Source organism: Hyphomicrobiales bacterium, from assembly GCA_016710435.1.
In the GTDB taxonomy this organism is placed as follows: domain Bacteria; phylum Pseudomonadota; class Alphaproteobacteria; order Rhizobiales; family Aestuariivirgaceae; genus Aestuariivirga.
Genome location: JADJVV010000001.1, coordinates 3,322,062 through 3,336,847, shown reverse-complemented (window position 1 = coordinate 3,336,847; position 14,786 = coordinate 3,322,062). Strand labels below are relative to the sequence as shown.

At 62.9% G+C, this 14,786-nt stretch carries 16 protein-coding genes and 1 tRNA gene; 9 read left to right on the top strand and 8 right to left on the bottom strand.

From position 1 onward, the window contains the following. Positions 1–24: 24 nt before the first annotated feature. Positions 25–2,346: a PAS domain-containing protein gene (locus IPM06_16315; protein ID MBK8771975.1), complete on the bottom strand. Its 2,322-nt coding sequence runs from the start codon at positions 2,344–2,346 to the stop codon at positions 25–27. 146 nt (positions 2,347–2,492) lie between these two features. On the opposite strand from IPM06_16315, the gene gpt reads away from it, so the two are divergent. After that, positions 2,493–2,990, top strand: a complete 498-nt coding sequence (gene gpt / locus IPM06_16310; GenBank protein MBK8771974.1) for a xanthine phosphoribosyltransferase — start codon at positions 2,493–2,495, stop codon at positions 2,988–2,990. Between the two features lie 3 nt (positions 2,991–2,993). Here gpt and IPM06_16305 read toward each other — a convergent pair whose 3' ends face one another. Continuing rightward, positions 2,994–5,195, bottom strand: coding sequence for an adenylate/guanylate cyclase domain-containing protein (locus IPM06_16305; GenBank protein MBK8771973.1), 2,202 nt, complete (start codon positions 5,193–5,195; stop codon positions 2,994–2,996). Positions 5,196–5,209: 14 nt separating this feature from the next. Further along, positions 5,210–5,947 (bottom strand): FecR domain-containing protein, encoded by a 738-nt coding sequence (locus IPM06_16300; protein ID MBK8771972.1) that lies wholly within the window; start codon positions 5,945–5,947, stop codon positions 5,210–5,212. Positions 5,948–6,046: 99 nt separating this feature from the next. Between IPM06_16300 and IPM06_16295 the strand changes: the two genes are divergently transcribed. Continuing rightward, positions 6,047–6,433 carry a DUF3307 domain-containing protein gene (locus IPM06_16295; protein ID MBK8771971.1) on the top strand — a complete coding sequence of 129 codons (387 nt, stop codon included), beginning with the start codon at positions 6,047–6,049 and terminating at the stop codon, positions 6,431–6,433. A gap of 3 nt (positions 6,434–6,436) precedes the next feature. Here IPM06_16295 and IPM06_16290 read toward each other — a convergent pair whose 3' ends face one another. Continuing rightward, positions 6,437–7,132 carry a cyclic nucleotide-binding domain-containing protein gene (locus IPM06_16290; GenBank protein ID MBK8771970.1) on the bottom strand — a complete coding sequence of 232 codons (696 nt, stop codon included), beginning with the start codon at positions 7,130–7,132 and terminating at the stop codon, positions 6,437–6,439. A gap of 102 nt (positions 7,133–7,234) precedes the next feature. Between IPM06_16290 and IPM06_16285 the strand changes: the two genes are divergently transcribed. Both IPM06_16285 and IPM06_16280 read left to right on the top strand, forming a co-directional pair. Further along, positions 7,235–7,320: transfer RNA gene (locus tag IPM06_16285), tRNA-Leu, on the top strand. 68 nt (positions 7,321–7,388) lie between these two features. After that, positions 7,389–8,681, top strand: coding sequence for an aminotransferase class III-fold pyridoxal phosphate-dependent enzyme (locus IPM06_16280; GenBank protein MBK8771969.1), 1,293 nt, complete (start codon positions 7,389–7,391; stop codon positions 8,679–8,681). On the opposite strand, the gene IPM06_16275 is transcribed toward IPM06_16280, so the two are convergent. Continuing rightward, positions 8,674–9,876 carry a YcaQ family DNA glycosylase gene (locus IPM06_16275; protein MBK8771968.1) on the bottom strand — a complete coding sequence of 401 codons (1,203 nt, stop codon included), beginning with the start codon at positions 9,874–9,876 and terminating at the stop codon, positions 8,674–8,676. The genes IPM06_16280 and IPM06_16275 overlap by 8 nt on opposite strands. An 11-nt stretch (positions 9,877–9,887) precedes the next feature. Next, positions 9,888–10,133 carry a zinc-finger domain-containing protein gene (locus IPM06_16270; GenBank protein MBK8771967.1) on the bottom strand — a complete coding sequence of 82 codons (246 nt, stop codon included), beginning with the start codon at positions 10,131–10,133 and terminating at the stop codon, positions 9,888–9,890. 53 nt (positions 10,134–10,186) lie between these two features. Between IPM06_16270 and IPM06_16265 the strand changes: the two genes are divergently transcribed. Next, the gene (locus tag IPM06_16265) at positions 10,187–10,975 is read left to right on the top strand and encodes an alpha/beta hydrolase (protein MBK8771966.1); all 789 of its coding nucleotides are present in this window, start codon (positions 10,187–10,189) and stop codon (positions 10,973–10,975) included. A 9-nt stretch (positions 10,976–10,984) separates the two neighbouring features. Here IPM06_16265 and IPM06_16260 read toward each other — a convergent pair whose 3' ends face one another. After that, the gene (locus IPM06_16260) at positions 10,985–12,145 is read right to left on the bottom strand and encodes an amidohydrolase (protein ID MBK8771965.1); all 1,161 of its coding nucleotides are present in this window, start codon (positions 12,143–12,145) and stop codon (positions 10,985–10,987) included. Between the two features lie 248 nt (positions 12,146–12,393). On the opposite strand from IPM06_16260, the gene cysE reads away from it, so the two are divergent. From cysE to IPM06_16240, 4 genes are all read left to right on the top strand, one after another. Beyond that, complete coding sequence (cysE, locus tag IPM06_16255) at positions 12,394–13,227, top strand: serine O-acetyltransferase (protein ID MBK8771964.1); 834 nt, start codon at positions 12,394–12,396, stop codon at positions 13,225–13,227. 32 nt (positions 13,228–13,259) lie between these two features. After that, positions 13,260–13,472: a DUF3126 family protein gene (locus IPM06_16250; protein MBK8771963.1), complete on the top strand. Its 213-nt coding sequence runs from the start codon at positions 13,260–13,262 to the stop codon at positions 13,470–13,472. 173 nt (positions 13,473–13,645) lie between these two features. Beyond that, positions 13,646–13,960: a hypothetical protein gene (locus IPM06_16245; GenBank protein ID MBK8771962.1), complete on the top strand. Its 315-nt coding sequence runs from the start codon at positions 13,646–13,648 to the stop codon at positions 13,958–13,960. 8 nt (positions 13,961–13,968) lie between these two features. Continuing rightward, positions 13,969–14,490 (top strand): gamma carbonic anhydrase family protein, encoded by a 522-nt coding sequence (locus IPM06_16240; protein ID MBK8771961.1) that lies wholly within the window; start codon positions 13,969–13,971, stop codon positions 14,488–14,490. Between the two features lie 21 nt (positions 14,491–14,511). Here IPM06_16240 and IPM06_16235 read toward each other — a convergent pair whose 3' ends face one another. Continuing rightward, entirely contained in the window at positions 14,512–14,742 is a 231-nt protein-coding gene (locus IPM06_16235; GenBank protein ID MBK8771960.1) for a hypothetical protein, read from the bottom strand. Positions 14,743–14,786: the final 44 nt, after the last annotated feature.

Here is a 14,786-nt window from a genome sequence, read left to right as displayed (position 1 = left end):
CTGTCTGGCAAGCGGACACTTGGCTCACGCCACCAGCGCTTTGCGTACCTTTTCAGTGAGGTCGTTGCGGGTGAAGGGTTTGTTCACGAGTTCGATCGAGTCCGGCAGGTCCTGCATCTGGCGGACGGAGCCGGGGGCGTAGCCGGACATGAAGAGGATTTTCAACTTGGGCCTGACCTTCATGGCCTTTACCGCCAGTTCAGGGCCATTCATGCCGCCGGCCATGATGACGTCGGAAAGCACAAGGTCGATGTCACGGCGTTCGGTAATGAGTTTCAGACCCTCGTGACCATCGGATGCGGTGATCACGTCGAAGCCCATTTCCTCGATCATGGCTGCTGCCACGTCGCGTACTGAAGGATTGTCCTCGACCACCAGCACCAATTGCTTCTTGGCGCTGGCTGTCACCATTTCAGCAGGCTTGGCCCCAAAGGAGCCGAGTTCGCGTTGCAACTGGGCCTGCAGGTCGGTGGGCAGGCTCGGGGTGATGTCCTTGGCGGAACCGCTGAGGCGCGGCAGGTAGATCTTGACCGTGGTGCCGTGGCCCACTTCCGAATACATCTTGATGTGACCGTTGGACTGCTTGACGAAGCCGTAGATCATGGAGAGGCCGAGGCCCGAACCCTTTTCCGGGCCCTTGGTGGTGAAGAACGGCTGGAAGACCTTTTCCATGATGTCCGCCGTCATGCCGGAGCCGGTGTCCGTCACGGAAATCTCGACGTAGTCGCCGGGGATCACTTCCTCATGTTCGGCGCAGTAGGTGTTGTCGAGCTTGCGGTTGGAGGTTTCGATGATGAGGCTGCCGCCCTTCGGCTGCATGGCATCGCGGGCGTTGATGGCGAGGTTGAGGATTGCCGTTTCCAGCATGGTCTTGTCGACCTTGATGGACCACAGTTCGTCGCCCGGAATGATCTTGAGACTGACGATCGCCGTGAGCGCTTGTTGCAGCATGTCCTGCATGGAGAAAAGCAGGTCGTTGAGCGTCACTTCCTTGTTTTGCAGGGTCTGCTGGCGCGAGAAGGCGAGCATGCGGCGGGTGAGTTCGGAGCCCTTTTCCGAAGCGTCGATGGCGGCGCGGATGCGCTTCAGGGCGCGCTCGTCGTTGCGGACGAGTTGTTCCACGAGCTGCAAGTTGCCCATCACCACCATGAGAAGGTTGTTGAAGTCGTGGGCAATGCCACCCGTCAACTGGCCCACGGCTTCCATCTTCTGGGCCTGGTGGAAGCGCTTCTCCAGCGCCTTGCGCTCGGAGACACACTGGCAGCAGCCGAACACGCCTTCGACGTTCCCCTTGTCGTCGCGCTCCGGTTCCATGCTGACTTCGAAGTGCGCGATCTCGCCGTCCTTGTCCTTCACGGCGATTTCGAGATTCTTGATGGCAGTGCCGATCTTGGCGAGTTCCAATGCTTCGCAGAACTTCTCGCGGTCGCCCGGCTCGATCATGCCGATGAAGGTCTTGAGGTTGGGATGGATCATGGCGTCGGCCAGGCCGATCAGCGCCGCCATCTCCTGCGAGAGGCGGGACACGCCGGATTCATTGCGCAACGCGAAACTGCCGAGGCGCGCGGCGGACTGGGTGCGCTTGAAATTGCGCTCGGAGACCTTGAGACGCTCCAGCGCCACCATCTGCTCATCGATGTTGCGGCACAGGCCGATGCACTTCATCGGGCGGCCGTCGGCCGGATTGCGGATGACGCCGGCGAGGGATTCGATCCACACGTATTTCCCGGCGGATGTCTTCACCCGGTAGCGAGTCTGGAATACGTCGGCGCCGAAGGGGGCCTTGCGCACCTTGTCGTCGATGGTCTTGTCACGGTCTTCGGGGTGGATGAGGTCGTTGAAGCTCAGGAAGTTGAGGTTGTGCTCCCCCACCTTGTGACCAAAGATCTCGAACATCTCCGGCGAATTGTAAGTCTCGCCCGTTTCGTAGTTGTAGTCCCACACGGCATAGCCGCCAGACTTGAGGGCGAGCGAGAGGCGCTTCTCGTTTTGCAGGGCCAACTGGGCGGTGCTGGCATCCAGGGCCTTCGTCGTCAGCAGATAGAACTCGGTTCCGTTCTCTTCCCATTTCTGTGCGGAGAAGACCTTGCGGATGGCCGAGCCCAAGGGATGAAGATACGAGACCTCGATGTGCTGGACATCCTCGCCTGCAGCCTGGGGCAGGTGGCGGGCCGACAGCGTGCCGGCACCGGCCTTATGCAGGCCTTTGCCCACCACGTCCGTGCGCTTGCAGTTCCATGCGCGGAGCAGGGGCAGCGTGGCTTCCATGACGACAGCTTCGGGGAGGGTCACCGCAAGCGCCTCGACGCCCGCCGTTTCCATGGCCTTCATCAAATGTTCGATCATGTGCCGCCTGCCGGAAGGAGAATGAGTGACCGGTTGTACCCGCAAAAGAGTGAAACAAACCTTTCCCCAACCGTTGCCATTGAACAGGTTCCGGCGACAATGCATAAAGCCTGCCAGCAGGTGTCGTGAGGGAGCGAGGGGTGATCATGGACGAGAAGTGGCAGAAGAGTTTTCCGGTGTCCTGGGACCAGTTCCACCGCGATGCGCGGGCGCTTGCCTGGCGCCTGTCGGCTGCGGGTCCATTTCGGGCCGTGGTTGCAGTCACCCGGGGCGGACTTGTTCCGGCTGCCGTGGTGGCGCGCGAACTGGGCATCCGGGTGGTCGAGACCGTGTGCGTCGCGTCCTATGACTATGACAAGCAAGGCGAAATCAGCGTTTTGAAGAATGTCGCCAGCGACATCAGCGGCGACGACAAGGGCAAGGGCGTGCTCATCGTCGATGACCTGGTGGATACCGGGGCCACGGCCAAGATTGTCCGCGAAATGATGCCCCAGGCCCATTTTGCCACCGTCTATGCCAAGCCGTCGGGACGTCCGCTGGTGGATACCTTTGTCACCGAAGTGAGCCAGGACACCTGGATCTACCTGCCGTGGGACATGGACTTGCAGTTTGCGCCCCCGATCCGGGAGCGGGCGACGGCCTGACGTTCAATCGACGGAAGACGTGAAATCGTCCCGGCGGTGTACCAACCTGTCGAAATAGGGGGCCAGCGTGGGGTGCTGGGCGGCCAGTTCCTCGAACAGGGCAAGGCGGGCAGCCGGCAGTTTCTTGCCCCCTGATTTCACCATCAGATCAATGAGTTCGTTGTAGGTCTTGCGAAACTGCTGAAAGTGCGGGGCGGTGGCGTGTGCCTCGTCGCCGAGGACAATGTGCACAGGTTGGGGGCGGGACTTACCCTTCATCGGCAGGCTTCCGGCGTAGAGGGTGGCGAGCGAAGATGTGCGGCCCAGCAAATCTCCGGCAATCGCAACATCATGACCGATGGACTTGCAGGTGGCCTCGGTGCGCGCAGCCGTGTTGACCGTTTCGCCCAGCACGGAATAGTCGAACCGCTCCGCCGAGCCCATGTTGCCGACGCAGGCCGGGCCGCTGGCGATTCCCACCCGCACCGCGAGTCGTGGCGCGCCGCGTTCTTCCAGCAGGGCATGCATGGCGGGATCGTCGTTGAGGGCGGCGACCGCGCGGCGGATGGCAAGGGCGGCACGAGCCGCATGGTACTGGTGGTCTTCCAGCGGAATGGGCGCATTCCAGAAGGCCATGATGGCGTCGCCGATATACTTGTCGATGGTGCCCTGCTCGGCGAGGATGGCCTTGCTGCCCACGTCCAGCAGGCGGTTCACGACCGAGACGAGGCTCACGGGATCGAGCTTCTCCGAAAGCGGGGTGAAGTTCTCGATGTCGACGAACATCACGGTCACGTCGCGCATCTCGCCGCCGAGCTTCAGGCTTTCGGGATTGTTCTCGATCTCTGCGAGGACAGCAGGCGCCACGTATTGCGCGAAGGCGCCCCGCAACTGGCGGCCCTGACGGTCCGTCACCATCAGCTTGAAGGCGATGCTGGCGAGGAAGGCCAGCGTGAGGGCGAGCAGGGGATAGGTCGCATCGAAGAGCAGGCCACCCCAGCGGAAGGCGATCAGCACGCCCGCGATGATCGATGCTGCCAATGCCGCAAAGGTGAGGAGCGATTCACGTGGCCGCAACATGACCGTGAGGGCGGAAAGCGCCAGGCCGGCGGCGAGCACTCCCAGGAGCTCCGCCCCGGCCGCCCATTCTGGCCGTGTGAGGAAGGTGCCGCTCAACACCTGTTCGATCGCTTGCGCATGAACCGATACGCCGGGCACGGTTTCGCCCAGGGCGGAGGTGCGGACATCAAGGAGCCCGACGGCGGACGTGCCGACGAGGACCACATGGCCTTCGATCAACGGGCGCAGGTCTTCGCGCTGCTTGCCGGACAGCACTTTCGCAGCGGAGACGTAGAGGTCGCGCGGATCGGGCCGGTAGTAGAGATAGAAGGCGCCCGTCTCGGACAGGGGAATATCGAGGTCGCCCACCACCAGCGATTCGATTGCGTTCTCCGTGTCGTCGGAGGCGTGCAAGAGCAGCGTGTCGGCACCTTGCGCGATGCGCAGCGTTTCGGCAGCGAGCGATGGATAGATGCGTGTGCCGTCGCTGAGCAGGAATGGAATCTGCCGCGCCACGCCTTCATCAAGTCCCAGCGAGATGTTGATGCTGCCGATGCCGGCGGCAGCGGAATCCAGAACAGGGATATTGGTGGTGATGCCTGCGAGGCGGGGTGGCGCGCCGAGTGCATCGAGTCCGGTCTGCGCAAAACCTGCCTTCAGGGGCGCGGTGTGAGAAAGCCCCGCGCCCGACGACGCAAAGGATAGCACAATGGGGCGCCCCCGCACGGCCGTTGCGAAGATCTCGTCGTTGTCCGGCAGTTTCTGCGGATCGATGGTGGCGGCGGCATCGCGGACGGCAGGCAGTTCGGCGGCGGCAGCCAGCACGCGGCGCGGCGACATGCGGTCCGGTTCCGGGAAGACCATGTCGAAGGCCACGGCGGCTGCGCCCATGTCCATCAACTCATCGGTGAGGGTGGCGAGCGTTGTGCGGGGCCAGGGCCATTGCCCTATTTCGGCGAGTGATGCCTCGTCGATGTCGACGATGCGGACAGGCTGCGGTTCCGCCAGGCTTCGGGGCCAGAGACGCTGCAGCGAGTCAAAGCCGGAACCTCGCAACGAGGAGACGGGGCCGGGATCAGTGGCGCGAAGGGCGGTGCAGGCGGCCAGCACGGCCACGCCGATCATGACGGGCCATGTGGCCCTCCATCGTCCGCGCGTCCGTGCCACGTGCCTGTGTATCCTCAGTCGTTATTGCGTTCCGGCGGAGGATCGTTCTGCGTTCCATTGTTGCCGGGGTTCATGGCCTTGGCCATGGCATTGCGGCAGCGGTTGATCGGCAGGCGGAACTGCGACCGCAACGGCGACTGGTTCACGATATAGGGGAAGTTGTTGAAGATCGCGGCGCCTGCATCGGCACCGGTCAGTTCCTTTGCTGTGCCGCCACCGGCGCGGCCCACCTCGCACTGTTCATCAAGGATTGCGCAACGGCCGCCGCTGCACAGGCTCACGCGGCCGTTCATCACGGCAACGCCTGACTGGCGCTTGTCCCAGAAGTCGAAGCCCGTGCCGCGAATGCCGATCGTGGCGCTGGATGTGCTGATCTCGTAGGCGCTCTTGGCGCTGCGGCCGGTGATGAAGCGGAAGGTGCCGCGCAGGGTCTTGATCGACACCTTCTGGGCGCTATTGCCGCCCTTCATCAGGAAGCGGTCGAGGACCAGCGTGGAGCTTGGTCCGACCACAAGCCGGGTGTTGTCGTTCAGGATGATCTGGGCATTACCGCCGCCGCCCACGCTGATCTTGTCGTCCTCGAACACCGAGGAACCAGCGCTGAGCTTGCGATCGCCGCCGGGGCCAGAGGCCGAGGGAGCGCCCGCGACTGCCACGACCTTGCCGATCTGGCCCGCTGCATGTGCTGCTGTGAAGGAAAGGGTGATTACCGCCGCTGCCACAAGGGCATTCAACGCAAGACGCATGGTCATGTCACGTCATTCTGAACTAATGGTAGGCCCCGGAGTTCACCTTTAGCCGCAACCTCCGGGGTTGGCAACAGGCGGTGATGTGCCTAGATAAGGGGAAGAATGCCCGAAAACCTTGCACAAACCGTGATCCTTCTGCTCGTCCTGTTTCAGGTGAAGCATTTCATCTGCGATGGTCCGTTGCAGACGTCCGCGATGGTGCGCGACAAGGGGCACTATGGCCGTCCGTTGGGATTGGCACACGCCAGCATCCATGGCGTCGGCACATTGGTGACATTGCTGCTGTTTGGATTGGCGGCGCCCGCTGCCTTGGGCCTCGCTCTTCTCGATGGCGCGCTGCACTACCACATCGATTTCAGCAAGGAACAGATCGTGCGCCGGCAGGGATGGACGACTGTGGTGCCGCAGTTCTGGTGGTCACTGAGCGCAGACCAGATGCTGCATCAACTCACGTACCTGCTTCTGACCTATATTGCGCTGGTGCGCTGAGCATCAGAGACGGGTCGGATCATCATCATCGAGAACGCGGCGCGTGTTGGTGCGGCGCATCTTCATGGCAAGGTCGCGGCCAAGCAACTGGTACATGATGCCGGAGATCTGTTCGTCGGAGGCGACGACGCGCGCCATCTTCATCTTCGAGAACGCGAGAACGCGGCTGGGATCGTCGATGGTGACGGTCGCGGAAGCCGGGTTGCCTGTGAGATAGGCAATCTCGCCGATGAAGGTACCCTTTTCCAGATAGGTGACGAACTTGCCACTCACTTCCACATTGGCACGGCCACGGCAGAGAAAATAAAGCGCATCGACTGGCGCATCCTGCCGGGTCAGCACATCGCCTGGCATGTAGTCCTTCCAGTCGGCGGCGCGGAGCAGTTTGGCGATCTGGAAATCACTGAGGCCCGAGAGGGATTCGCGCAGCAACGGTGCATCGGCCTCGGGCAGGCGCAGGCTGAGCCGTTCCCGGGTGAGCAGGATGAGATGGAAGAGGTTGATGGCAATGAACACCGCGCTCCAGGTGATGCCCACCATCAGGTTTCCGCCAGTGTAGGAGAAATAGATGATCTCCAGCGTCAGGCCGATCACCGCCACGAGACGCAGCCAATAGATGCTGGTCAGCCAATAGGAGAGCGCGAGGAGCAGGTACGACAGATGCCCGAATGCATTGCCGAATGACAAGACCTCCATCATGACGCTCCTTTCCCCCAAGGAGATGCAGGTTCGCAACTTCCACAAGACCTTGTCAAGAAAGGACAAGCGCGCCTAGATGCGCCCAGCGGGCGGATGTGCTTTGCGGGCGTGGCGGAATGGTAGACGCAACGGACTTAAAATCCGTTGGGAGAAATCCCGTGTGGGTTCGAGTCCCACGGCCCGCACCAGTCTTCGCCCGTCGGGCTACGCCTGGCGCAACCAGGACAAGGCCAGGGGACGAAGACTGAGGGGGGTCATGATGAACCGCGTGGATGATGCATTGGCCGAGGCCGTGGCCCGGTTTGTTTCGAAGCGGCCGAAGACGGCGGCGATGCACGAGCGGGCCAAGGCGGTGATGCCCGGCGGCAACACGCGGACCGTGCTGTTCTCGCAACCCTTTCCCATCCGCATCGAGAAGGCGGAAGGCTCGCGCCTCAGCGACATCGACGGGCATTCCTACATCGACTACGTCGGGGAATATTCCGCCGGCATCTACGGGCACTCCCATCCGAAACTGGTGGCGGCGGTGCAGGATGCGCTGGCCATGGGCCTCAATATCGGCGCGCAGCATGTGCGCGAGGTGGCCTTCGCGGAGGCCGTGGCGGATCGTTTTGCGCTGGAGCGTTTGCGTTTCACCAATTCCGGCACGGAAGCCAACATGATGGCGCTCGCGGCGGCGCGCGCCTTCACGGCGCGTCCGGCGATCATGCCCATGTTCGGCGGCTACCATGGTGGCACGCTCTATTTCACTTCGGGTCCCTCGGCGGTGAATGCGCCGTTCGAGTGCGTGATGGGTCACTACAACAAGGTGGAAGAAACCCGCGCGCTGATCGCCGCGCATAGCGAAAGACTTGCCGCCGTGATCCTTGAACCCATGCTGGGCGGCGGTGGCTGCATTCCGGCGACTGCGGAATTTCTCTCCATGTTGCGCAGCGAATGCACGGCGCGCGGCATCGTGCTCATTTTCGACGAGGTGATGACATCGAGGCTTCATCCCGGCGGGCTTGCGGCGAAGACCGGCATCAGGCCGGACCTGGTGACGCTCGGCAAATATATCGGCGGCGGCATGAGTTTCGGCTGCTTCGGTGGGCGAGCCGACATCATGGCGCTGTTCGACCCAACGAGTGCAAGGCCGTTGCCCCATGCGGGGACGTTCAACAACAACACCCTGACCATGACGGCGGGGCGCGTGGGCCTGACAGAGGTTTATACCCGCGAGGCCTGCGTCGCTCACAACTCACGGGGCGAAGCGTTGAAGGCGCGGCTCAACGACATGTTCATGCGTTACCAGGCGCCCATGCAGGTGACAGGGGTGGGATCGCTGCTCACGCTCCATCCGCTCGGCGGCGCGATCAGCAGCGCCGAGGATGCGGCGAAGGCGGACATCCGCCTCAAGCGCCTGGCCTATTTCCATTTGCTCGACCACGGCATCTACGTGGCCGAACGTGGTTTCATGGCGCTGGCCCTGACGCTGTCGGACGCGGATTTCGATGCGCTTGAAACGGCGCTGGCAGGTTTTATCGAGCGCTATCGCGGGCTGCTCAACTGACCTTGCGGAGTGCTGCGGCGAGATTTCCGCTGCGGCCCACCTTCACCTCCGGCAGACCGAGCCACTGCGCCATCAGCCGCAGTTCGGGGGCGAGCACGCGAGCGGTTTCAGTGGCGTCGGCATCCTCTTCCCGATAGGCGGCGTTGACGAGAAGGGTGCCGTTGGCGCGATCCGCCTTCATGCAGAGTCGTCCCGCCAGCCTGTCACCGTGCAGGAACGGCAGCACATAGTAGCCGAATTTCCGTTTGTGTTCAGGTGTATAGAGTTCAATTCTGTAGTGAAATCCGAACAGGCGTTCAGCCCGGTCCCGGTTCCAGCACAGGGGATCGAAGGGAGAGAGCAGCGCTGTTCCGCCTGCGGTGCGCGGCACCCTTGCGTCGCGCGACATGTAGGCCGGGGCCTTCCATCCGGCGACGCCTGTTTCAACCAGCGAGCCGTCGGCGAGGCAATCCGCGAGGGCCGTTTTCGCATCAGCCACGGGCAGGCGGAAATAGTCGCGGAGGTCGATCTCCGTACCGATGCCGAGGGCGACCCCCGCCATCGACATGAGCTGGCGGAAGGCCTCCCGTTCCGGCGGTGTTTCGCGGGCCAGCGTTTCCGCGGGGATCACCCGTTCGGGGATGTCGTAGATGCGCTCGAAGCCATCGCGGCGGGCGGCGGTCACGAGGCCGTGGTCGAAGAGGGTCTCCAGCGCCAACTTGCCCTTGCTCCAGCCCCACCAACCGCCCTCGCCCTTGCCGCCCTCGGGCACGTCGCGCACGCGGGTCGGGCCGTTTCTTTCCACGAAGCCGAGGGTCGATTTCAGGAAGTCCGGCTCCTCGCGCGCGAAGCGGTCCATGGATACGTAGATGCCATCGCCGTTGCGGGCGCGGTGCATGCGCCAGCGCATGAGGGGGTGAAGTTCGAGGGGTACGAAGCTCGCTTCGTGGGCCCAGCATTCGAACAGGGCGCGGCCGCGGGCCTGCAGCGTCCTCTTGTCGAGGACCGCCCGGTCGTAGTCGCCGAGCCTGGAGTAGAGTGGCAGATAGTGGGAGCGCACCAGCACATTCACGCTGTCGATCTGCAGCAGATGCAGGCGTGCCAGCATGCGCGCAATCGCACCGGGGCCGGGCTTCAGGCTGCGGTGCTTGCGGTCAAAGCCCTGTGCGGCAAGGGCGATGCGGCGGGCTTCCGGCAGGGAGAGGGCCCGCGGCATGGCCGTCGCGATCAGGCGGCCTTGTCGTGCCAGGCGGCTTCGGCAGGCACCGCGGCGGCCAGCGCCAGGCGCGGGTTGTGGGTGTAGAGCGTAGAGCAATAGGGGCAGATGATCTCGCTCGCCGCGCCCATGTCGAGGAACACATGCGGGTGGTCAAAGGGGGGCAGGGAGCCAATGCACATGAACTCCTTGGCACCGATCTCGATCGACGCCAGGCCCATGCTGTTTTGGAAATGAGGTGTTGCGCCAGACGCCATGTCCGAACTCCGAGGCTTGTTTCGAGAAGCGCGGATAGCATATCTTCGCGCCCATGCAAAAATTCAATTCGGCGGGCGTGGATATCGCCTTCATCGACAGCCACCCCGCCCACGGCAGCGGGGAACCGGTCCTGCTCATCCATGGCTTTGCCTCGAACCATCAGGTCAACTGGGTGGCGACGGGCTGGGCACGGACGCTGCACGAGGCCGGCTATCGCGTGATCATGCTGGACAACCGTGGCCACGGCCACAGCCAGAAGCTCTATGCACAATCGGACTATTCCTCTCCCATCATGGCCGACGATGCCAAGCGCCTCCTCGACCATCTCAAGATCGAAAAGGCGGCAGTGATGGGTTATTCCATGGGGGCGCGCATCTCGGCCTTCCTCACGTTGCATCATCCTTCACGCGTTTCGCGGGTCGTCTTTGCGGGGCTTGCCGAAGGCATGGTGACGGGGGTGCCGGGAGCGGAGGCGATCGCAGAAGGGCTGGAGGCTCCCTCGCGCGCCGATGTCACCGACCCGGGTGCGCTGACATTCCGCATCTTTGCCGAGAACACGAAAAGTGACTTGCGGGCCTTGGCGGCCTGCATCCGGTCCACGCGGGTCAAGATCAAGCCGGAGGCGCTGGGCCAGATCCGCGTTCCGGTGCTGGTGGTGGCGGGCGATGCCGACGAGGTGGCCGGGCCCATCGCACCCCTTGTTGCCCTCATGCCAACGGCCCGGGGCGTTGCCCTGCCGGGGCGGAACCACATGAACGCCGTTGGCGACAAGGGATACAAGCAGGCGGTGCTCGCGTTCCTTGCGGAAAGCCAGACCACGCCGCGTTTTTCAGCGACGTGATGCCGGTCTTTACGCGGCCTTTTCCACCAGCCGCGCCAGATAGCTGACGCCGAACGGGATCACTGCATCGTTGAAGTCATAGGCCGGATTATGCACGCCCGCGCTGTCGCCATTGCCGAGGAAGATATAGGCGCCGGGCCGGGCATTCAGCATGTAGGCGAAATCCTCGGCACCCATGAGCGGCATGGTGGCGGTATCGACATTCGTCTCGCCCACGATCTCGCGCGCCACGCTGATCGCGTAGTCCGTTTCGCGGACATGGTTGGATGTCACGGGATAGCCGAACCTGTAGTCGATCGCCGCCGTGCAGTTGAATGTCTCAGCCAGGCCGCTGACGATTTCCTTGAAGCGTTGCGCGGCGAAGTGGCGGGTTTCCTCCTTCAGAGTGCGGACCGTGCCGCGGAACAGCGCTGTCGAGGGAATGACGTTTGAAGCCTTGCCCGCTTCGATGGCCGTCACTGACACCACGACTGAATCCAGCGGGTCGGCATTGCGGGAGGCGATTGTCTGCAGGGCCGTCACGATATGGCTGATCGTCACCACGGGATCGATGCAGGCATGGGGACGCGCCGCGTGTCCGCCACGTCCCTCGATGGTGACTTCGAACACATCCGATGCCGCCATCAGGGGGCCGGGGCGGATGGCAAACTGTCCAAGCCCGATCCCCGGCATGTTGTGCAGGCCATAGACCTCCTCGATACCGAAGCGGGCGATCAGGCCGTCCTTCAGCATCACGTCGGCGCCGCCGCCCCCTTCCTCGGCGGGCTGGAAGATCACAACAGCCGTGCCGGCGAAATTGCGCGTCTCCGCCAGGTATTTCGCCGCACCGAGCAGCATCGCGGTGTGGCCGTCATGACCGCAGGCATGCATCAGGCCCGGTGTTTTCGAGGCGTAGGGCGCATTGGTTGTTTCCGTGATCGGCAATGCGTCCATGTCGGCGCGGAGGCCAATGGTCTTGCCCGCGCCCGGCTTGCGGCCCTTGATCACGCCGACGACGCCGGTGCGGCCCATTCCCGTGACCACCTCATCGCAGCCGAAGGCTTTCAGCTTGTCGGCCACCAGGGCCGCAGTGCGGTGCACCTCGAACAGCAATTCGGGGTTTTCGTGGATGTCGTGGCGCCAGGCGGTGATTTCATCGTGCAGGTCGGCAACGCGGTTGATGATGGGCATGGGAACCTGAATTCGGGTTGGGGGGTGGACTGCGAGATAAAGCCGGGGCACAGGCCGGGGTCAACAGCCAGAGGCGCCGTTCCGGTCTGCGGGACGAGGAGCATGGCAGCCCTGCGCGGTGCAACTGCGTCTTGCCCGGCAAGCAAACAGAAGGTTCCACGGCTTAACCCTCATGCCCTTGTGCCGCCCAAGCCTTCTCCCCACATCAACCAATTCATGCTAGACTGGCGCTTCCGAGGAGCCCGACCATGGTCCGTGACGTCAATACCAAGCCTGTCGAAAAGATCGATCCCGTGTGGAACCGTGTGCGCACGGAAGCGGAAGATGCCGTGGCGCAGGAACCGGCGCTGGGGGCATTCATCTATTCCTCGCTGCTGGCCCACGACAGCTTCGAATCGGCCTTGATCCATCGTCTGGCGCAGCGCCTCGGCAGCGCCGACCTGGGCTCCGACACCATCGTCAATGCTTTCCAGGATGCCGTTGAAGCCGAACCCGACATCGGGCTTTCGGCGCGGGCCGACCTCACTGCCACCTTCGACCGCGACCCGGCCTGCCACCGCTACATTGATCCGTTTCTCTACTTCAAAGGCTACCAGGCCCTGCAGACGCACCGCATGGCGCACCGCCTCTGGGAAATGGGGCGCAAGGACTTCGCCTATTTCCTGCAGAGCCGCTCCTCGCTGATCTCAAGTCTCGACATTCATCCCGCCGCGCGCATCGGCAAGGGCATCATGATCGACCACGGCCATGACATCGTCATCGGCGAAACCTGCATCATCGAGGACAATGTCTCGATCATGCAGGGCGTGACGCTCGGCGGCACCGGCAAGGAATCCGGAGACCGCCATCCCAAGATCCGCCGCGGCGTCCTCGTTGGGGCGGGCGCCAAGGTGCTGGGCAACATCGAGATCGGCAATTGCTCACGCATCGCCGCCTGCTCGGTGGTGCTGCATGATGTGCCGCCCAACCGCACCGTCGCCGGGGTGCCCGCCAAGATCGTCGGCTATGCCGGCTGCGAGGAACCGTCGCGGGCCATGGATCATCAAGTTGATGCGGTTGCAGAAGGTGCGGATCAGGTCTAAGCCCGGCCCCCGCAACCTGTGGAGCACAGATCTTGAAGCCCGATGAAATTGCCAAGCTGACGAAATTCCTGCGTGCCAAATTCGACAACGCCGGCCTTTCCGTGCGCGCCCGTCCGCAGAAGAAGGACTCAGGTGAAGTCTATATCGGTGACGAGTTCATCGGCGTCATCTTCCGCGACGAGGAAGATGGTGAACTGTCGTACAACTTCTCCATGGCCATTCTCGATTTCGATCTCGAAGAGTAGGGCTTGGCGTGAGGCCAAGCCGTCTGCCGGTTTCTCCAGTTAACGTGAAAGCGCGGGGTCGCACCGGCACCGTTCACTCCGCTTGCCTTGCGGCCCTGATCTTGCAATCCTGAATCATGTGTAAATGCGCTGTCCCGTTGTGGGACAGTTGCGCGTGAGTGTGGGATTGCGTCATGGACGTTCAGCATGCGGCGTATCTGTTTGCCATTGCCGTGGGTTTCGTTTCGGCGGGCATCATTGGTTCGGTCTGGGCCATCGCCACGGACGAAGAGCCGCGGCTCGCCGGGCTATTCGATGCCAATCCCTCGCTGCTGACGCCGCTCCGCGTGCTGGCCATCGTCTTCGCCGCGCCCACCACCATCCTGCTCGATGCCTTTGATGACCTGATCGACCGGCCGCTCGTCGGCATTCCGGTGCTCGCTGCCGCTTTGGTCTGGAGCTTCATGCAGGGCGTGTTTATCCTCACCCAGGTGTTCGGACTCACCTGAGGGGCAAGATGGCACTTCACACACTGGATGGCATTTCGCCCGCGTTGCCGGGCGAGGGCCTGTACTGGATTGCGCCGAGTGCGGATGTGATCGGCAAGGTCCGCCTGCTGCGAGATGCAAGCGTGTGGTTTCACGCGGTGCTGCGCGGCGACAATGAATGGATCGAGGTCGGCGAAGGCAGCAATGTGCAGGATGGCTGCGTGCTGCACACGGACATGGGTTCACCGCTCACCATTGGACGCAATTGCACGATCGGTCACAAGGCGATCCTGCACGGCTGCACCATCGGCGACAATTCGCTGATCGGCATGGGAGCGACAATCTTGAACAACGCGGTGATCGGGCGCAATTGCCTGATCGGCGCCAATGCCCTCATCCCCGAGGGAAAGACGATCCCCGACAATTCCCTCGTGGTGGGGGCGCCGGGCAAGGTGATCCGCGTCCTTGATGCGGAAGGGGCAGCCCAACTCACGCGGTCGGCAGAAGGATACGTCCGCAACTGGAAGCGCTACGCCGCAGGTCTTGTCTGATAGAAAGTGCCGAGCGGCGCGTCAGGACAAGCGCGGACTCACCGCCGGCCAACTGCCGGACTGATGCGGCGGCGATACGCGAACGCTGCTGTTCACCCAGTTCACGATATCGATGATGGACCAGCGCTGTTCGAGACCCGGCAAGGGCAGCGGAAAGCCATTCGCTTCCAGCGTTGGCAGCTGTGACAGCAATTCTTCCACCGAAATCTGCAGGGCTTCCGCCACTTCCGTGGCGGTGAAAACCAACTTCATTTGCACTCTCCCCAGAGGCGATTGCGTATGCATATCACAATCAA